Source organism: Mesorhizobium yinganensis, assembly GCF_040081985.1.
Lineage (GTDB): Bacteria > Pseudomonadota > Alphaproteobacteria > Rhizobiales > Rhizobiaceae > Kumtagia > Kumtagia yinganensis.
This window is the reverse complement of sequence record NZ_JBEBMH010000034.1, coordinates 1-15,947: the sequence shown is the minus strand read 5'-3', so window position 1 is coordinate 15,947 and position 15,947 is coordinate 1. Positions and strand designations below refer to the sequence as shown.

At 60.5% G+C, this 15,947-nt stretch carries 25 protein-coding genes; 2 read left to right on the top strand and 23 right to left on the bottom strand.

Annotated features, from left to right (window positions below):
- Positions 1–56 precede the first annotated feature (56 nt).
- The 4 genes from ABMA59_RS31955 to ABMA59_RS31940 all read right to left on the bottom strand — a co-directional run bounded on the left by ABMA59_RS31955 (position 57) and on the right by ABMA59_RS31940 (position 2,940).
- Positions 57–329, bottom strand: coding sequence for a hypothetical protein (locus ABMA59_RS31955; protein ID WP_349009420.1), 273 nt, complete (start codon positions 327–329; stop codon positions 57–59).
- Positions 326–886 carry a hypothetical protein gene (locus ABMA59_RS31950; RefSeq protein ID WP_349009419.1) on the bottom strand — a complete coding sequence of 187 codons (561 nt, stop codon included), beginning with the start codon at positions 884–886 and terminating at the stop codon, positions 326–328. The genes ABMA59_RS31955 and ABMA59_RS31950 overlap by 4 nt, the downstream gene beginning before the upstream one ends.
- Positions 887–1,630: 744 nt before the next feature.
- Positions 1,631–1,858 (bottom strand): DUF768 domain-containing protein, encoded by a 228-nt coding sequence (locus ABMA59_RS31945; RefSeq protein ID WP_349009418.1) that lies wholly within the window; start codon positions 1,856–1,858, stop codon positions 1,631–1,633.
- A 359-nt stretch (positions 1,859–2,217) separates the two neighbouring features.
- Entirely contained in the window at positions 2,218–2,940 is a 723-nt protein-coding gene (locus tag ABMA59_RS31940; RefSeq protein ID WP_349009417.1) for a Crp/Fnr family transcriptional regulator, read from the bottom strand.
- A gap of 172 nt (positions 2,941–3,112) precedes the next feature.
- Between ABMA59_RS31940 and ABMA59_RS31935 the strand changes: the two genes are divergently transcribed.
- Positions 3,113–3,403 (top strand): hypothetical protein, encoded by a 291-nt coding sequence (locus ABMA59_RS31935; RefSeq protein ID WP_349009416.1) that lies wholly within the window; start codon positions 3,113–3,115, stop codon positions 3,401–3,403.
- 30 nt (positions 3,404–3,433) lie between these two features.
- Positions 3,434–3,676 (top strand): DUF6894 family protein, encoded by a 243-nt coding sequence (locus tag ABMA59_RS31930; protein WP_349009415.1) that lies wholly within the window; start codon positions 3,434–3,436, stop codon positions 3,674–3,676.
- Here ABMA59_RS31930 and ABMA59_RS31925 read toward each other — a convergent pair.
- The 19 genes from ABMA59_RS31925 to ABMA59_RS31835 form a co-directional block, all read right to left on the bottom strand.
- Positions 3,673–3,912: a hypothetical protein gene (locus ABMA59_RS31925; protein ID WP_349009414.1), complete on the bottom strand. Its 240-nt coding sequence runs from the start codon at positions 3,910–3,912 to the stop codon at positions 3,673–3,675. The genes ABMA59_RS31930 and ABMA59_RS31925 overlap by 4 nt on opposite strands.
- Positions 3,913–4,149: 237 nt before the next feature.
- On the bottom strand, positions 4,150–4,899 hold the full coding sequence (locus ABMA59_RS31920; protein ID WP_349009413.1) for a hypothetical protein: 750 nt from the start codon (positions 4,897–4,899) through the stop codon (positions 4,150–4,152).
- Positions 4,900–4,907: 8 nt separating this feature from the next.
- On the bottom strand, positions 4,908–7,721 hold the full coding sequence (locus ABMA59_RS31915; protein WP_349009412.1) for a tape measure protein: 2,814 nt from the start codon (positions 7,719–7,721) through the stop codon (positions 4,908–4,910).
- Positions 7,721–7,930 (bottom strand): hypothetical protein, encoded by a 210-nt coding sequence (locus tag ABMA59_RS31910; RefSeq protein WP_349009411.1) that lies wholly within the window; start codon positions 7,928–7,930, stop codon positions 7,721–7,723. The genes ABMA59_RS31915 and ABMA59_RS31910 overlap by 1 nt, the downstream gene beginning before the upstream one ends.
- The gene (locus tag ABMA59_RS31905) at positions 7,927–8,163 is read right to left on the bottom strand and encodes a hypothetical protein (protein WP_349009410.1); all 237 of its coding nucleotides are present in this window, start codon (positions 8,161–8,163) and stop codon (positions 7,927–7,929) included. The genes ABMA59_RS31910 and ABMA59_RS31905 overlap by 4 nt, the downstream gene beginning before the upstream one ends.
- The gene (locus ABMA59_RS31900; RefSeq protein ID WP_349009409.1) at positions 8,154–8,669 is read right to left on the bottom strand and encodes a hypothetical protein; all 516 of its coding nucleotides are present in this window, start codon (positions 8,667–8,669) and stop codon (positions 8,154–8,156) included. The genes ABMA59_RS31905 and ABMA59_RS31900 overlap by 10 nt, the downstream gene beginning before the upstream one ends.
- A gap of 2 nt (positions 8,670–8,671) precedes the next feature.
- Positions 8,672–9,028, bottom strand: a complete 357-nt coding sequence (locus tag ABMA59_RS31895; protein WP_349009408.1) for a P27 family phage terminase small subunit — start codon at positions 9,026–9,028, stop codon at positions 8,672–8,674.
- Positions 9,029–9,227: 199 nt separating this feature from the next.
- Positions 9,228–9,641, bottom strand: coding sequence for a hypothetical protein (locus tag ABMA59_RS31890; protein WP_349009407.1), 414 nt, complete (start codon positions 9,639–9,641; stop codon positions 9,228–9,230).
- Entirely contained in the window at positions 9,638–11,119 is a 1,482-nt protein-coding gene (locus ABMA59_RS31885; RefSeq protein ID WP_349009406.1) for an HK97 family phage prohead protease, read from the bottom strand. Before ABMA59_RS31885 ends, ABMA59_RS31890 begins: the two co-directional genes overlap by 4 nt.
- Positions 11,116–11,646, bottom strand: coding sequence for an ATP-dependent Clp protease proteolytic subunit (locus ABMA59_RS31880; RefSeq protein ID WP_349009474.1), 531 nt, complete (start codon positions 11,644–11,646; stop codon positions 11,116–11,118). Before ABMA59_RS31880 ends, ABMA59_RS31885 begins: the two co-directional genes overlap by 4 nt.
- A 110-nt stretch (positions 11,647–11,756) precedes the next feature.
- A complete protein-coding gene (locus ABMA59_RS31875) occupies positions 11,757–12,287 on the bottom strand; it encodes a hypothetical protein (protein WP_349009405.1) in 531 nt (176 codons plus the stop codon).
- 78 nt (positions 12,288–12,365) lie between these two features.
- On the bottom strand, positions 12,366–12,614 hold the full coding sequence (locus ABMA59_RS31870) for a hypothetical protein (protein WP_349009404.1): 249 nt from the start codon (positions 12,612–12,614) through the stop codon (positions 12,366–12,368).
- Positions 12,611–13,372, bottom strand: coding sequence for a hypothetical protein (locus ABMA59_RS31865; RefSeq protein WP_349009403.1), 762 nt, complete (start codon positions 13,370–13,372; stop codon positions 12,611–12,613). The genes ABMA59_RS31870 and ABMA59_RS31865 overlap by 4 nt, the downstream gene beginning before the upstream one ends.
- Positions 13,372–14,295 (bottom strand): hypothetical protein, encoded by a 924-nt coding sequence (locus ABMA59_RS31860; protein WP_349009402.1) that lies wholly within the window; start codon positions 14,293–14,295, stop codon positions 13,372–13,374. The genes ABMA59_RS31865 and ABMA59_RS31860 overlap by 1 nt, the downstream gene beginning before the upstream one ends.
- Positions 14,292–14,558 carry a hypothetical protein gene (locus ABMA59_RS31855; RefSeq protein WP_349009401.1) on the bottom strand — a complete coding sequence of 89 codons (267 nt, stop codon included), beginning with the start codon at positions 14,556–14,558 and terminating at the stop codon, positions 14,292–14,294. The genes ABMA59_RS31860 and ABMA59_RS31855 overlap by 4 nt, the downstream gene beginning before the upstream one ends.
- Positions 14,555–14,758, bottom strand: a complete 204-nt coding sequence (locus tag ABMA59_RS31850) for a hypothetical protein (RefSeq protein WP_349009400.1) — start codon at positions 14,756–14,758, stop codon at positions 14,555–14,557. The genes ABMA59_RS31855 and ABMA59_RS31850 overlap by 4 nt, the downstream gene beginning before the upstream one ends.
- Positions 14,748–14,942 carry a hypothetical protein gene (locus tag ABMA59_RS31845; RefSeq protein WP_349009399.1) on the bottom strand — a complete coding sequence of 65 codons (195 nt, stop codon included), beginning with the start codon at positions 14,940–14,942 and terminating at the stop codon, positions 14,748–14,750. The genes ABMA59_RS31850 and ABMA59_RS31845 overlap by 11 nt, the downstream gene beginning before the upstream one ends.
- Positions 14,942–15,145, bottom strand: coding sequence for a helix-turn-helix transcriptional regulator (locus tag ABMA59_RS31840; protein WP_349009398.1), 204 nt, complete (start codon positions 15,143–15,145; stop codon positions 14,942–14,944). The genes ABMA59_RS31845 and ABMA59_RS31840 overlap by 1 nt, the downstream gene beginning before the upstream one ends.
- A gap of 97 nt (positions 15,146–15,242) precedes the next feature.
- Positions 15,243–15,752 (bottom strand): hypothetical protein, encoded by a 510-nt coding sequence (locus ABMA59_RS31835; RefSeq protein WP_349009397.1) that lies wholly within the window; start codon positions 15,750–15,752, stop codon positions 15,243–15,245.
- Between the last annotated feature and the right edge of the window lie 195 nt (positions 15,753–15,947).

The window sequence follows — 15,947 nt, the reverse complement described above, 5'->3', positions numbered from 1 at the left end:
GGCTAAAGCCCGGCCACGTCTCCGCAGCCGGGCTGAAACGTCCCGACGTCGGGAGGTTAGTGGCAGCTTCGCGCGATGCACTCCTTGCAATTGCGCATCAGGAGCTTGCCGGTGATGTGCAGGGTGCTCTTTGCCGCCTCCCGCGCGGCGTCGGTGCTCATGACGACCTTGGAGACGACGGTCTTTTCCATGATGTCGCCGTTCCACTGGTCGACGGCGAAGACGAAGCGCATCAGGCCCCCTTTCAGTTCCTCGACTCGCACCAAGTCAGTCGCCAAGATGTCTTGGACAACAAACGGCTCCACCACCGGCACATAGTCGGCCGTCATGACACGCCCCGCAGTTCCGGCTGTGTCCGCCCGACGAGCCGTTCCAGTTCTTTCCACGTCTCGATATTGGCGGGCACGTCGGGGGCGAACTCGAAGCTCCCGTATCCCGTGATCGCGATAATCTTCGCGGCCAGGTCGGCTGCGCTCCTGCTCGGGATCGCTTCCATCTGCTCTTCCAAGGCGCGTCTGCGTTCGCAATGGGCATCACACTCTTCGTCCGAAAAGCTGCCGGACTGTTCAAAGCCGAGCCGATAAATCGCGTCCCATTCCTCGAACAGCGTCATGATCGGCGAGCCCATGGCGCTGCTGTCCTCCAGCGAAATGGGATGGGAGCGGCTTCCCGCCGGATAGACGCGCGCTACCCACGGCCCGCCGCCAAAGAGCGCGCCGTTCCAGTCGGCGAGCGCTTGCGACAGTTCCCGCGCTATGCGGATGACGCGGTCAAGCGGATTGGTTTCCTCGACAGGTATGACGCTCGCCGCGGCCGGCGCGATGGCGAGCGGAAGAGCCGCTGCGCCGCCCGCGATCAAAGAGCGGCGGGAAAGATTGGTACGCATATTTCGTCCTCCATGGTTGCCGAAACCATGGCGGGAAAGCCGAATCGTGATTATTAAGGGTGTGGTCATTCGAGGTCCCGCCAGGGCTTCGTGTGACAAGTGCCGGTCGGGAGTTACGAGCTCTCGACCGGTGCGCTTACTGTCCGCTCATTCGCGCGGGTCGTCAAGAGTCCGTTATGGGCTCCGATTTCTGTCGTATTGGCGCCGCGCTTGCTGTAGAATTTCGTATGAGCGAACGGCGCATACCCTCAAAGATCCAGCTTGAGGCTTGGACGCGTCGCATGGAGAAACTCCGTGCTCGCATCAATCGGCCTCCATACGAGCTATCGAAGGACGAACGTACCGCGCTTCAACGGGAGGCGGCGGAATTGCGGCTCATCGCAGACACGTTCTTCGACGAGTTCAAAACCATCGAAACACGGGGGAGGAGTTAGAGCGCAGCCGGGGATTGCTTTCCAGGGTCTGGCGCCCTCCGCCGAGCCTGAAAAGCCTTCTGTCGACATAGCGAGGAGCAATAGCGCCGGGTGAGCCTTTGCGCCGCTACGAGATCGCCGCACACGGCGCAGTTTATCTCCGACCGCTCGGCCCTCTGTCGCGCCGCCCGACGGTGGTTCCGGCGCTTCGCAGCCTTTTTGCGGGTGATTGCCTGGCAAGCCTCGGAGCAATGCAGTGCCCAGGGATGGCCAGCAAAAGCAGTGTTGCACGCCATGCAGCGGAGCATTCTTCCCTCAACCACGTCGCTCGTCATCCTCCCTTTCTTTTTTTGCGCTTGTGCTTCTTGAGCGAGCGTAGGGCTGCTTGGAAAACGCTGTCAACTTCCTCGTCGATATCGTCCTCCGTAATGCCTGCGGCCTCCGCGTCGACAAGTAAACGATCGGCGAGTTCGCTGGCGAGAACGCTATCGGGTTCGGCATCGATTGGGATATGCTCGGAGAGCCAGTCATTCAGGAATTTTCGTCCTCGTTTGCTCATGAATTCCTCCGCAGATCGCCGTAACGATCAGTTGTCGAAACGGTTCAAAGCCCCCGGCGGTGCTGGTGCGTGAGGCAAACCGGAACCATGTGCCGATCAGGACATTGACGAGATACTTCCCTCGCTCGGCATCGGATCAGCATTCATGGAAAATGCAATTACCACGGACAAGGCGCGCCAGGGCCGGAGGGGCTTCAGGTGCTTTTTGTGCTGATTGTATCGCTTTTGCTCGCAGGCGTTGTTTGGGGCGGTGTGGCGATTTGGGGCGAGACGATCGATGGAAACGCAGCCGACAATCCAGGCGGGATAACCGCACCGCCGGCGGATACGGGTTCGTCCAGCAATTAGAAGCCGAAAGATCAGGCGGCGCTGCGCAGTCGCCGATGTAGGTAGTTCGCATCGAACCCTGCAATGTGAATAAGCTTACCGGGGTCGGTAATGAGCAGGCGTCCTCTTTGCATGTCCATAGCCCCCTCGCGTCTCAACTCTTTCAGCACCCGATTGAGATGCACGGGCGTCATGCCAAGCGAGTCTGCCAACATCAGTTGTGACAATGGGAACGCCACGTGCGGATCAACATTGAGGCCGATGTTTCGCGCTCTCAAATAAAGCTCGCACATCAAATGCGCCACCCGCTCGATACTGCTGCGGCGCCCCATGCTTGTGATCCACGCCCGCATGGTGCCCTCGTCGACCAACTGGGCGATGTACATTGCCTTTGCAATGCCCTTGTGGCGATCCATGATTGCATCCATTTCCAGACGGTCGATCGTCGCAACCAAGGCTGCCGTGACGGTTTGTATGCTGTGGTCCATCTCAGCCAGCAAACCGACATGGAGGTCGCAGCAGTCCCCCGGCATGAGATATGCCAGTACCTGGCGACTGCCGTTTGGCAAGATTTTGTAGCGGCAAGCCCACCCGTCCAGAATGACAAAAACAGGACCGGGGCGATCGCCTTCGCGTATCAAATCCTTGCGGGCAATAACCTTCCGCGCATCAGAGGTGGCAGCCAAGAGCACCCACCGCTCCTCGTCGCTCAATGGTCCAAAGTTCAGCAATTTCTCGACAAAGCGGTTCGTCATGGACCGATAGTCCCACGTAACCATCGATATTAATATTGTCCAAAGTTAATATCGAATGTTGATATAGGTGATGGTTAGAGGGTTAATTTGCTGTAGGATAGAGTGATCGTCGGCCCCATCCCGGCTCCGGCGGCTGAGAGACAAATCGCTCTCGCCCAACCGGAGAACGGGCATGACCACCGAAATCTTCAATGATAACAACGCGCCTAAGGCGGACATGGAACTTCGCGGGCCTGATGCACACGGGCAGGCTGCGATGCTGCTTGTTGAAAGCCTTGTTCACGGTCTGATTGCTCGCAAGGTCATAAGTGTCGCCGATGCGGTCGAGATCGTGGAGACCGCCACCGAAGTAAAGGTCGAGGTCGCCGCTGAGTGGGGAGACTCGCCGGCAACGATGCTCAGATCGCTCCATCTTCTCGGCGCCATTCGAACCAGCTTGGCACGCGACATTCCCCGCAAATGAAGCTCTAGTTTGAAGTTGGAGATACTTAGAATGCCTCGCTACTATTTCGATGTCTGTGACGGAGAGGACGTCATGCATGACCAGATTGGCATCGAACTCGATGACGACAACTTGGTGGCTGACCATGCGGTCAGGGCGCTTCCGGAGATGGCCCACGACGAGTTGCCGAACGGGCCGGAGCGCGATTTCTGGGTGAAGGTCCGCGACGAGACAGGCGCCTACATTTTTGAGGCAGATTTGCAATTTAAGTCAGTTTGGCTTCGACGCCGCTAACAGCGTTTAAAATCTTTCAGCCCCAGCCGCATCCGCTGGCCCTCTGCAAAGGAAATCGCATAATCTTCGACTTCGAAGTCAGCGACACGGGTTTCGCGGCCTTCCTCGACAACCCGAACCAGCCAATGGCCGTAGCCCTCGACCAATTCAACACCATGAGATTGAGTCTTGGAATTAGAGATGGAGCACATGGCCTCGCCTCCATTCGGGGCGAAAGCACCTGTGGTCGCTTCCAAGTGCCGGCGCCCTTGGCAAAAGCCGGCAACATGATCATCGAACACCCATTCTCGTGTCGACGAATTAACCTATGTTGAACGAGGCAAAAAAAGCCCGCCGCGTCTAAGGCTAAACGCGACGGGCTCATTCGTGGGGTGAACCACGGGTCGCGAAATTACCATTGCGGAGGGCCTCGCGACCTGTCAGCGAAACAAGCAACGCTCATGAAGGTTCCGAGCGTAACGGCGCGCCGCCGTTCAGGCAGCCCGGAATAACGGCCTGTGCGCCGGCTCGCCGGGCAGCGTCCGCGCGGTCTCGACAATGTCGGCAAGCACCATGCCGAGCGCGAATTGAAGATTTCGCAGTCTCGGCGGCTCGAAAGCGTCGAAGTTTTTCAGCGCCGGAAAGGAAACCGGCGAAAGCGGCCACCACTTGCCGGCGCCGTCCTCGATGGCGATCACCCGTTCCATGTGCAGAATGTGGCCGGCGTCGTAGTGGATCAGCAAATCCGGCTCGGAAGCCCAAACCGACACGGTGTTGCCCTTCCGTCCCGCGAAAACCTTGCCCATCAACGCGGGCGTGCCGCGCACCGCGTAGAACACAACGTCGCCGGCACGAATAGGCGCGTCGGGGTCAACGATCACCTTGGCAACGTCCTCGCCGATCACGCGGGCAATGCAGCGCCCGGTAATCGGCCATTCCCGGTCATATGCCGGAATAGGGTTCCCGGCGGCGAGCGCGGCGGCTGCGGCGGCGTCTAGTTCCGCCTGTGGCCGATCGGCGGCAGCTTCCAGAATTGCGCGCATAGCCGCCATATTCTCAAATCCCGCCGTGCCGCCGAACACGGCATCGAACAGGGTCCGCCGCGTCGTTGCGGGATACGGCCACCGATGCCGGGTCATATTCGATGTTTCCACCGTCAGCGGCCCGGCGGGTGCGCCAAGCCCCGACACGGCGGTCGTAACCAGCGAACCTAAAAGCCCGACTAATCCCAAAACCTGCGGCATGATGCCTCCTACAGTTGCCGAGCCTGCGCGTTCGCCATTCGGGCGCCGAAGCTTCTGTTGATGTCCTTGTCGTACTGCTTGATGCCTTGCTGGACGCCTTGCTTGACAAGCTTCACGACATGATCGTCGCCGTTCGCACCTGAGACGTTCACGTTGATGCTGACGGGTTGCGCCCCGGCCTCGCGGCCACGGCCAAAGCCGCCTTTCGGGATCACCAGTTCGCCGGGGTTCAGGAATGCAGGAATTTCGCCCGGCCGTTTGCCGGCAATGCCGCCGCCATGGTAGCGGCGGGCACCTGCAAAATCTGCCGGCATGGCGAACCGATTATGATTGTAGCCGTCAACACCAGCAGTCCCGCCCTTGTGCAAGATGCCGGGGATGATCAGGCCACCTAGCAATCCGCCTGCACCCCCACTGCCCCCGCCACCAAGTAGACCACCGAACAATCCACCACCGCCGCCAGCACCAGGAACACGCGGCATACTGAGAAGCTGAGTGATGATCTGGGTGATGATCTGAAGGACTTCCTCGCCCTCGATCTTGCCGTCAGCCAGAGCCGTAGCAATGCCATTGAGCGCCGTCGACGCAATCTGCCCAAGGTTTTCGTAGGCTTGATCCTGCGCCTTTAGCGCGGCAGTTTGAGCGTCGGTTGCCGCCTTCGCTTCGGCTGACTTTGCCGTCAGGTTATCCAGTGCATTCGCGGGCAACTGGAATGCATCTGTCGCCCTGCGAGCGACCACCTGAGATGCGTCGATCCAGTCCTTCGATACCTGATCCGAAGCATTTCCCGACAGGATTTCGACCTGTGCAATACCTTCCGCCGTCGCCCTGATTTGCCCGGTGGCAAACCCTACGTGGCCGCCTGTCTGACCCGCGCCGCGCCCGTTGGGATCGACGAGAATGTCGCCGCGCTGAAGGTCTGAGAGATTGACGGCCTTACCGAAGTTCAGGAAATCCGTGGCGACGTTGCTACCCGTCCCCTTGATGCCGACCTGCGCCAGCGCGGAATTGACGAAGCCAGCGCACCATGCCGAGGTAGCCGCGTCTAAATCGACCCCGCCGGCCTTCAGGAAAGCGTTGATCGATCCTCGATTGGCATTCTCGTTCTGGCCTATGTACTGCGTCACCGCGTCGACAGCCGTTGCCGTCTGGCGAGCAATCGCGTCGTTCAGTTTATCGGCGGCGCGCTTGGCTTCCGTGGCTAGCCTATTGTCTGACCTCGATGAGGACTGACCATCAAAGTACGGATCGACGCGCCGTTCTGGCGTGACTGAGACCTCGGCTGGCAACGGCACTGTGGGCCTGTCGCCCTCTGGCATCGCGGCAAGTCTGGCAGCTTCCCTCAGCGAGGCTCCGAATCGGCTGACCGATGCAGGCAAGGCATTGCCGATCTTGTCTATGAGCGTGTTTATGACGCTGATTGCGTTCGTTCCGAAAGCCTCGACCAGAGCCCTGCCGGCTTCTTCAAATGACTTCTGAGCGGCAGCGCTGGCCTCGGCGAACTTCGCCTGTATCAGTTCAAGCCGACCGGCGAGTTTGTCCGCCGCGACGTTCCCGGTGTCGGCAAGTTTGGTTATTACGGTATCGAAATCCTCAACGGTGAAAGTTCCTTCACGGACTTTCTGGGCCAGCCGCTCGAACTCGCTCGCTATGCCTGAAGCTACCTCACCCTGACCCGTGGCTTGTAGTGATGCCATCGCCTTGTCGTAGTCGGACGAAATAGCGCTGAGATCAGCAGACAGTGCCGCCCGCAACTGCCGTGACTGATCCTCTGCCGCCTGCATGGCCTGAATGAGAGGGTTGGTAGAGTTGCCGAGTTCGCCGGCCAATTCCCTGATCTCGTCGCCTACCGCGCGCAGGCCGGTGACGCGGCCGAGCCAGTCGCTGAACTCCTGAATTTTCTGATTGTTGTAGGCCACCACCTCACCCAAGGAGACGATTGCAGGCGCGACAACAGTCGTGATTGCTTCGGAAAATCCCTTGGATGCCCCTGTGGCGCTGTTGAACTCGCCGATCGCTATGGTGAGCGCGGTGGTGATATTCTCGAAAGCCTGCGAGAAGGTTGCGCTTGTCTTTGCAGCCTGTGCATCCAGACCTTCAGAACCCTTGATGAAGGCATCGAACACCGTCTTGGCGTCAAGCTCGCCTTCCGAGGCCATCTCCCGCAGTCTGCCGACCGTGACGCCGAGACCGTCCGCTATGGCCTTCGCCACGACAGGCAGGTTTTCCGCAACGCTGTTGAATTCGTCGCCGCGCAGCACGCCCGAGGCAAGAGCCTGGTTCAACTGCAGTATGCCGGCGCTGGCAGCCTGTGCGTCAGTTCCCGACGCCCGAAGCCCTACCGCGATACGCCGCGTGAACTCTTCCGCCTGTCTGCTGTTGATGCCGAGCGTCTTGGCGTTCTGCGAAACCTTGGCGTAGAGGTTCGCCACCGACTCGAAAGACGCGCCGTTGGCGAGTGCAATCTTGCCTAGCCGCTCATACGTGTCGCTGAGGTTCTTGCCCTCCAGCCCAGCGACGCGCAATGCATTCGTGACGCGGGTGCCACTGTCGGCAAATCGTGTGAACGCTTGCACAGTGAGACCAGCCGCAAGGCCAGACGCGAGGCCGGTGCCGGCGTCCTTCAGACCAGCCAGCATTGACTGGATGCGCCCGGTGGACGCACGCACCGCGCGCTCGGCATTCTTGCCCATCTCTGCAAACTGCTTCTCAACAGCGCGCGTTGAGCGGTTCGTATCCGTTTCCATCCGCTTAAGCGCGCGCTGAAGCTGCGCAAGGTCGGCGGAAATGCTCAGAATGAGGCTAGTGTCTTCCGTTGCCATCATGCGGTTCCTTCTTCTGCGGCCAGCAGTGCGGCGTACCGCCGGAAAATCTCCGCCCAGTGCTCGGGACGGCCCGACCTTTTCGCGATGTCGAGCACGCCGCCCAAAAGCCCGCAGCCAACCATTTCCTCGTCCAGGTCGGACGCACGGCCTCGGGTCAAAACCTCGGCGACAATTTCGCTGATGCGGGTGGCAGCTTCGATGCTCATTGAGCGGCCTCCATCAGCGCCAGATGCAATTCCTGCCCCTCCGGCCACCAAGCCGCGCCACCAGAGCCTTCCGGCCAGGGCGAGGCCTCGTTGAGCGGTGGCAATGTGGGAAATTCCCATGGCGACAGGGACATGGCGTCACGAAGGGCGGCCTCGTCACCGGCGACGAATGCAGCGACGGCATCCGCGTTAATCTGCTGGCGCCGCTTGGCGGTACGTCGTTTCACTGGCATCGTGCGGCCTCGCCATCAAACAGAAGACCGAGCCGAGCCAGGTATTCGACCTCGCTCTCAAATGTCGGCGGGTCGGCGGGGTCGTAGACTTCCGCAACGAAATCGCCGGGCTTGTAGCCGTTGACGATCCAGTTGCCGCGAATGTCGACCGCAACGCCGTTGTAATAGTCGTGCAGGAACCGGTCGACGTAGCCGCACGCCGGAAGGCCCATCTCGAACCTCGCCGCCACGGCGGCGAGCGCATCGTGCGTTGCCGTTCCTTTCCCACCGATCCTGAGCCGGTTTTCCAAGGTGTCGTATTTCCACCACGCCCAGGGCCGTGTGCCCGGATGTTCGGCTATCCAGTCGCCGAGCAGCACATCGCGGAAATCGTCCCACATGAAGCGGATTTCGTGATCGTCGTAGAAGAACAGGTAGCGATGCTCGGGGTCGCCGAGAAGGTGCGCCTCGACTTCCTCTGGGAGTCCTTCGGCTCTGCGTTTCGAGCGGCGGCGTTTGATCGGCATCGTCAGCCCCTATTGCTTCGGAGTGCGGGTGGGCGACGGCCTTCAGCGGGTGGTTCGGTATCCAGGTCCAATTCCCGGACGGCGCGCATGAAGGCAATTCTCGCATCGCGCTCTATCGAAACTTCCGGCCGAGCTTTGACGCCGCCTTTGTCATCCTTGAACGTCAATCCAAACTCAGCGATCGCCTTTCGCGCTTCCTCCTTCCGATCCCACGCTTCGGCCGCAGCGATAAGCACACGCAGGTGCCAGCTTTCCAGATCGAAGTCCGAAACGATGCTGTCGAACCACTTCCTCGTCGCAGGCGCCAGGTGCGAGGGTGCGGAAGGAATTTCGGCCGCCCCTGGCCGGCGGATGGTCAATGGTTTCTGCACAGTGGTCCCACCGACGAGGGCCAGTTCGGCGGCACTCTTGCGTCCTCGCCCTCCCATCAGGCGGTCCTCCTCGCGCGTGCGGGACTAACCGGGGAGGTCTGAATGGAAATGCAGGGGGCACGCGGGTCTAGGACCGCAATCGATCCGACTTCGGAACCCCCGCCCCCCTGGTCTGCCTTGATGATGGTCATGTGTTCACCACCGGTCGCCAAGAGAGATGCGGCAGGACCGACGCGAACTCGTCTATGCGCAGCAGCCCGGTTGACGTGATCGTGGTCGGCATCGGCAGCGTTGCGCGGTACGTGCTATTCACGTCTGGGTGCATGTGCCGATCGAAGATGACGGTTCGGCCATCGTCGGACAAGCGGATGTCGATAGCGCCCATTTGCTGGATAGTCAGATGCCGATGTTCCTGCGGTTCTATGCAGGCTTCTGGCACACCGCCGGCACGCTGCACACTGGCCCAAAGGATCAGGGCTTCTCGCTCGGACGGCAGGCGTTTTAGGCCCTCAATAAAGCGCAACGTCCACAACTTCATGGTTGCGAATAGCTGGTCGCTGCTGTCGGCGCCGGCAATCGTCATAGGATCGTGAAGCATCATTTGGCGTCCCTTCCGTCGCGTCCGCGTTTGACGACCAACGACCACGCCTTTTCCTCGCCGATGGTGTCGGGTTTCGTGCCTTTGCTCGCGCGGTCGGCGTGCCACGCCGAGCCGGCCCAGGTCACGCAATGCCCGGCCTTGTAGGAAAGGTCAGGATGCCAAACGCCCTTCCAAGCCATGAAACGGCCTTCGCCGGCTTCGATGCGGTCGGCGAGTTGCTTCAACGGCCCGGCGGCGGCGGCGAACTGTTGTTCTAGCGCGGCAATGCGCTGCTCGGCTTCAACGTGACGATGCGCATACCACTGCACAACGCCGTCAAGCGTTCCTATGGCGATTGCAAACGTTTCGAGAGCCACCAGCATGTCGGGATTGGCCCCGGCGTCCTTCCAGAACTTGCGCTGATGGTTGATGTAAAAGTCGCCAAACTGTTCGAATGCCGCGTCTATCTTCTCTTGGTTTTCAGCCAAGTTTGTCCGCAATCCGTAGGGGTCAGGCGGCTCCTTCAGATTGTCGTCAATGTCGTGCCATTTCCTATCGTCAGAAGCAGCGGCGGCAGGTGCTGGATTTTGCACCGGCGCGGGTGCTGCCCGAACCTTTCGCCGTCGCCACTCCTCCGGCTCGCCCCATTCGATGTTCCCTAGGTCGCCCTCCGTTTCCAATTTGTCCCGAACCGAGCGCAGTTCGCGAAGCCGCTGCTCGTATTTTTCCGCCTTGTGATACCAATCGTCAGTCGCCGAGATGCTGAAATGCGGTGCCGCCTTGGTGTTCTCGATTTCGAACTGTCTTTGCGCTTCGTGGTGCAGCGTCTTGATGCGGGCAATCTCGGCGTCGATCTGCGCCACCTTCCAGCCCCATTCCGTTGTCGGTTCGGACGTCGGCGTCACAGGCTTCGCCGGCTCCGGCCTTGTGCCGTCAAGCCTCACCACCGTATGCGGCTTGCGCGCCGGTTCGGTTTCAGCCGGCGGCTTCCATTTGGTGTCTATGGATTTGAGCGCCGCCATTGTCGTGGCGTCGATCGACTTGCTTGTGAGAATCAGCGCCTCGGCGTGCGCCGGGATCGTGCAAAGCGATAGCTCTAGCCACTCCCAAAGCTTGAACCGGGTTCCGCCACTGTCCAGCCGCTCGGCACCGCCGGGAAGCGCCCGAAAGCCGATGCTGACTGCGGCCCGAAGCTTGTGCTTCACGGCCTGCCACGCCATGTCCACCAAGTCCTTTAGCGGCCCCGGTTCCTCGATTTTGGCAATGCGCGCCTTGAAGGCGATGCCTTCCCGTGTCGCCCGCGCCTCGAACACATGCCCCACTTGTGCAAGCCGGTCATGGTCCAACAGCAACGGCAGCGGCAACACAAACTTGCCGCCCAAAGGTTCCACCACGTCGAGCACGCGGTCAGGCGACGGCGTGGTGGCGATGCCGGTTAGGATGCGTTCCTCTTCATCGAAGGATTTAATCTCTATCAGCGAAAAGGCTCTGGAAGTCATGCGACCACCTCGTGCACAAATCCGTGCCGCATCAACCAATCGGGTTCCGATGGCTGTTCCTTCAACGCTTCGGCCAGGATCACGTCGAGCGCCGCGCCAGTGCGATCGGCGAACATATTCAGCATCTCCGAGTCGAGCGCCTGAAGTGCGCGGCTTGCCTGCATATGCCGGCGAACCGTCCAGCGGTCGGCCTCGCCGGGAATGTCCGAAACAAGGTGCATGAAAAAACTGCTATCGGCCCGCATAACCCGCCTGTCGCAAGCGAGCGCCACCACCACGCCAGCCGATTGGCATTTGCTTCCGATCAGCGCGGTTTTGGTTTCGGCTTGATGCCACCGTATGCCACGATAAACGCGCATGGCGGCATGGTAGTCGCCGCCGCGCGTGTCGATCACCACGCGAAGCTCTTTCGCGTTTCGCACGGCGTCCAGCCCGTCCAGCACGGATGTCGCCATAGTCCAGTCCACCTCGCCGATGATGCGAACCTCGGCGATGCCTTCCGGCGGCTCCCGGCGATTGCGGACCATCGCCCTAATCCATGCCGGCTGTTCTAGGACGTTTTCGCGCCGTCGCAGGGGTTCGGGCAGGAAGTCCCCGACGATGCGTTCCAATGCCTCTAGGCGTTGCTCGATCTCGCTCACTTCGGCAAAATCCCTCTCCGCGCCGGGCGATCCTTCACCATGCCGAGAATTTGCCGGCCAGGAATGACGCATCGCTCAATGAAATGCCGGGAAAGGCCCGCCATCGTGTTCGGTGCCTCGACACCGACAATCACGCAGTTCGAATGCAAACACGCCCCTTTGCCGGCGAGGTCGTCTAATTGGTCGAGGATGCGGGAAAGTTCGCCGGCCAGCCATTTCAACGGCTCGTCAAGCGCGGCGTCGACTTCGGCCTGAAACGCCACCTTGGCGTCGAGCGCGGCGGCGACGGCCTCGGCGTGCTTGGCTTCGAAAACGGCGATCTCGCGCCCGATCTCGTCAACTTCGGTTCTGGTAATCGTCGGCGCCTGCCCGGCCATCTGCCCGGATAACTGCCGAGACGCCTCGCGATGGCGAGCGCGGACGCTTTCCAAGTCGGCGTGCGCGGCCTGCGCGGCGGCGTCGAGTGCCCGGATTCTATCCGGCTTGCGCGGCATGACTACCGCGTCGATCGGCGACAGTTCGGCCACCGGCTCTGTTTCCTTTCGCTTCAGCCTTGCAAGCATAGTCCTACCTTTCTTCGCTAAATCTAACATCAGGTTGCCGATCTACCTATCTAACCGGTTAGAAAACGTTCGCCTTACGACTTCGGAAAGTCCGGCCTTCGTTCGAATCTGTTCCTTGGTGCATTGCTTCGTTTCGATCATGAAAATGATTTGCTCGTCGGTGACGGGAAACTGCACCATTCGCTCGCCGCGCGTGTCGCGCCTGTATTTGTCCCGGCTCTTTTTGTTGCGTGCGAGCCGCCGCCGATAGTCGGTGAGACTTTCGCCCGGCTTCCGTGGTTGCTCTTTCATCCGGCGCCCCCGATCTTTCGGGCAAGCCGCCGATTTTCATCTGCCGCCTTTTTCAGGATGGTGGATCGCTTCAGGGCGTCGGAAATCTCACCGATCGGCTGAAGGCCAACGAGCGCGTGCCCGTTGTGCGGCAGGCCGGACGCGCGTGCCGTTTGGGTTGGCTGCGCGCCGGCCTGCACTTCGACGCTATCGCCCCGAGATATAGAGGTAGTATCGGTTTCCGTACTATGGCCTGTAGTATCGGTTTCCGTACTATGAAACGGCTCTGAGCGGTTCGGTTTCCGTACCAATCCTTGGTACGCTTTTCGATACTGGAGTTTTGTTTCCTTCCGGGCCTCCGCAGCGATTGCCTCGGCCTCCTCTATAGTCTTGATTTTGCGCCAGTCGTCCGTCGCGTCGGTCAATTTTGTCGGCCGATACGTGACGCGATAGACTGACGGCCGGCGCCATTCGGCGTTGCCAGCGCGGCCGCGTTCCGTCACCTCGACAAAGCCCAATGCGACGACCTCGCGGATCGCCGGAGCGATGGAATTCCGATGGATGCCGTATTCGTTGAACTGATCGAACGTCGTCGGCAGTTTGCCGTTGTCGTTGCCGCCGTGATGAGCGATCTCGATTTCGAGCCGAGCCAGGACAAGATGCCCGGACTTCGACAGGACACGATACGCTGGCGACTCGTACATCTCGATGAGACGCCAGCCGAACTGCCCGGCGATTTGTGTGCGCTTACCCTTTCTGGCGCGGCCGTTGTCCGCCATCAGCCACCCCCCGGAGCCGGGAGAGCCAAGGCGATGCTGCGGCGCTCTTTCTGCTCGATGTAGAGTTCACGGTTGAAGATGGCGGCGTCGAAGTGGCCCTCGATATGCTCGCGCAGAATCTCGGCGATGACGTTCGGCGGCAGCGCCTCCAACTGGCAGGTATCGCCGCTCCAGCCCTTGCTGCGCGTGTCGGTGGCCTTCGGCGGCGCCGTCGGCAGATTGTACTCTCGCACCTGCCCGGCGGTCAGTGCGACCCGCTCAAATCGGACATAGACAGTGGCCCATGGCCGATCGGCCTCGACGAACGCCGTCACGTCCTCGGCCACGCTGTCGAAGATCGACACGCCGCTCGGATCGAAGTCGCCGAGATGCAGGATGATGGCCGGCTTGCCCTTGGCGCATATCCGGTCAGCCAACCGCTTCTTCGCCGTGAGGCTGTCGAAGCCGCTGGACGAGAACGCCTGCACGGAGAACGGCTCGGCCACGTCGCTGATCTGCGGCAACATGCCGGCCGCCTCGCACCACACCTCCATGTGGAAGTCCTGGCCGGCGAGCTTGTTGCGCTTGTAGTTGTCGCCCATCTCCCGGACCCGGCGCCGGAAGTCGTCTTCGTCATCATAGTGATCGAGGCCGTATGTCATCACCCCATCGTCGCGGATCGCATGGAAGGGGATGACGCTCGCCCGTCGGGCATTGGCGAGATGGTGGCAGAGCTTCCCGTAGAAGACCTCCGTCTTGGGGTAGGAGGCGACCGTCGAGACCAGCCTGTAGAAAATCTGCCGGCACGACAGCGGCCAATATTCGCGGTACTCGGCGAGAACCTTCTGGACATCGTCCAGAAGGCGCTGGGTCTTGGCCTGGGGGTTATAGTCCGTGATGTAGCCCCGGCTCCGGACCTGTTTTACGGCTTGCTGTAAAATCATCCGGAGCCGCCGTTCTGCCGGAGCCGGCGATGCTCAGCTTTGTGATGGCCTCGGCAAAACCAGCGGACAGCCATCGGCCTGTCATAGTCGTCGTGGTGCCCGTCCACCTCGGCGGCGCCGCAGACTTCGCAGGTGCCTTTTTCTATCAGGCCGCGCCGGAGGGCCGACGCAAGCGCCATGTGCGCCCAGCGAGCTTTGGGATTGGCTGCCTGCCATTTCGCCTGTCTCGTGATCTTCGTGGGAGTAGCGTTCTCGGTCGTCATGCCGCCCTCCCGAAAGCGTGCTCGGCCACGACGCGCGCCGCCGGCAGAGAGATGCCGGGCTGGTGCTTCTGGACGCGAAACGCTTGAAAAATCTGGGTTTGAAGGGTATCTTCCGGAACATCGAACTCGCTGCCAAGCATGTCGATATTCTGGAAGCCCGTCGCCTGGACCGCGACGGGTTTTCCGGTTTCAGGAAGCATGATGGGCGCCTCCCGTTTCGCGGCGGATGGCGTTGGCCAGCCGGATCGCCTCGATTGCCTCGGGCGTGGTCAAGCCGAAGCGGGTCTTGATTTCGGGGAGGATCGCGCCGGCGCGGGCAGGATCACTAGCAAGCCAGCGTCCGGCGGCAGCGACGGATTCATCGGGCTGAAGGTCGCTCTGCATCACGCGGCCTCCGGCTGGCGGGCGCGGATGCGGTCGCTAATCCACTTTTGAACCTCCGCGCGGACAAATGCGACGCGCTTTTCGCCCAGCGGAACCGCCTGCGGAAACTGGCCTGCGGCGCGCCATTTGTTAATCGCCGTGCGGCTGAGCGAAGTCAGCGCGCAGGCGTCATTCATGGAAATAAGGGTAGGGATTTCGGACATTGCCGTTCCTCTGTCTTGGAACGGCGACACGGTTAACTATGCCGTTCCGGTTGAACGGCTTCCCAATATTCAGAAAAAAACGGGCAGGGCAAAAGGATTAGGTTTCAGAATCTGGCCGAGTTTTTGAAAGAACCGCGTCCTCGGGAAAAATGGCGTCTCCTGGATAGAGCTTTTCGTACTGCTTCCAGGCGCGTCGAACCGTGGAGGCGCTGACTCCGAAGTGATCGGCAACGTGGTCGATCGCATATGTCTCTTGATGTTTCTGCTTTTTGAGATGTCGGACGTTCATCCCATACGTCACCCAATTGTCGTGATATCCAGCGAGGTGCGAAGCCTTGATAAAGAATGCCGGAGCTACGCGCTTCACATCCGTAACGTGTCTTTTTCCTACCTGCTTCGCCTGCGCATGTTTCTGTTCTTCTTCAACAGCCAACGCCAACAGCCGCTTCGACGCGAGATCAAGGTAGGCAATTACCCAATCAGGTATTTCGGCTCTAACCACCCGTGCGAAGCGAAATGCAGCCCATACATGCATCGGGTTGCTGGTCTCCATGAATGCGCGCCGCTCGACTTCAATATAGTCCGCGTTAGTGTCCCGAATGGTCATGCTAGCGCTCGTGGACAAACGTTGACTGAGGAATCCGGTTTTGATTCAAGGCTTCTTTTTGGAGGGAGCCTTGGGCGAACGCGTTGGACTGACGGACGAGGAATGGGCGCTGATCGGGCCTTTGCTGCCGCCTGAGCGCGGACGCGGGTGTCGGCCGGCACAAGACAACCGGCTCTACTTCGAAGGCATGATGTG

Coding starts and splice junctions, on each gene's coding strand:
- ABMA59_RS31890 (WP_349009407.1), bottom strand. CDS start 9,641: ATGATGCTTCACGATCCTATGACGATTGCCGGCGCCGACAGCAGCGAC.
- ABMA59_RS31955 (WP_349009420.1), bottom strand. CDS start 329: ATGACGGCCGACTATGTGCCGGTGGTGGAGCCGTTTGTTGTCCAAGAC.
- ABMA59_RS31840 (WP_349009398.1), bottom strand. CDS start 15,145: ATGTCCGAAATCCCTACCCTTATTTCCATGAATGACGCCTGCGCGCTG.
- ABMA59_RS31945 (WP_349009418.1), bottom strand. CDS start 1,858: ATGAGCAAACGAGGACGAAAATTCCTGAATGACTGGCTCTCCGAGCAT.
- ABMA59_RS31930 (WP_349009415.1), top strand. CDS start 3,434: ATGCCTCGCTACTATTTCGATGTCTGTGACGGAGAGGACGTCATGCAT.
- ABMA59_RS31835 (WP_349009397.1), bottom strand. CDS start 15,752: ATGACCATTCGGGACACTAACGCGGACTATATTGAAGTCGAGCGGCGC.
- ABMA59_RS31940 (WP_349009417.1), bottom strand. CDS start 2,940: ATGACGAACCGCTTTGTCGAGAAATTGCTGAACTTTGGACCATTGAGC.
- ABMA59_RS31865 (WP_349009403.1), bottom strand. CDS start 13,372: ATGGCGGACAACGGCCGCGCCAGAAAGGGTAAGCGCACACAAATCGCC.
- ABMA59_RS31905 (WP_349009410.1), bottom strand. CDS start 8,163: ATGCCAGTGAAACGACGTACCGCCAAGCGGCGCCAGCAGATTAACGCG.
- ABMA59_RS31885 (WP_349009406.1), bottom strand. CDS start 11,119: ATGACTTCCAGAGCCTTTTCGCTGATAGAGATTAAATCCTTCGATGAA.
- ABMA59_RS31845 (WP_349009399.1), bottom strand. CDS start 14,942: ATGCAGAGCGACCTTCAGCCCGATGAATCCGTCGCTGCCGCCGGACGC.
- ABMA59_RS31900 (WP_349009409.1), bottom strand. CDS start 8,669: ATGCCGATCAAACGCCGCCGCTCGAAACGCAGAGCCGAAGGACTCCCA.
- ABMA59_RS31880 (WP_349009474.1), bottom strand. CDS start 11,646: ATGGTCCGCAATCGCCGGGAGCCGCCGGAAGGCATCGCCGAGGTTCGC.
- ABMA59_RS31920 (WP_349009413.1), bottom strand. CDS start 4,899: ATGCCGCAGGTTTTGGGATTAGTCGGGCTTTTAGGTTCGCTGGTTACG.
- ABMA59_RS31950 (WP_349009419.1), bottom strand. CDS start 886: ATGCGTACCAATCTTTCCCGCCGCTCTTTGATCGCGGGCGGCGCAGCG.
- ABMA59_RS31860 (WP_349009402.1), bottom strand. CDS start 14,295: ATGATTTTACAGCAAGCCGTAAAACAGGTCCGGAGCCGGGGCTACATC.
- ABMA59_RS31910 (WP_349009411.1), bottom strand. CDS start 7,930: ATGAGCATCGAAGCTGCCACCCGCATCAGCGAAATTGTCGCCGAGGTT.
- ABMA59_RS31850 (WP_349009400.1), bottom strand. CDS start 14,758: ATGCTTCCTGAAACCGGAAAACCCGTCGCGGTCCAGGCGACGGGCTTC.
- ABMA59_RS31915 (WP_349009412.1), bottom strand. CDS start 7,721: ATGGCAACGGAAGACACTAGCCTCATTCTGAGCATTTCCGCCGACCTT.
- ABMA59_RS31855 (WP_349009401.1), bottom strand. CDS start 14,558: ATGACGACCGAGAACGCTACTCCCACGAAGATCACGAGACAGGCGAAA.
- ABMA59_RS31935 (WP_349009416.1), top strand. CDS start 3,113: ATGACCACCGAAATCTTCAATGATAACAACGCGCCTAAGGCGGACATG.
- ABMA59_RS31870 (WP_349009404.1), bottom strand. CDS start 12,614: ATGAAAGAGCAACCACGGAAGCCGGGCGAAAGTCTCACCGACTATCGG.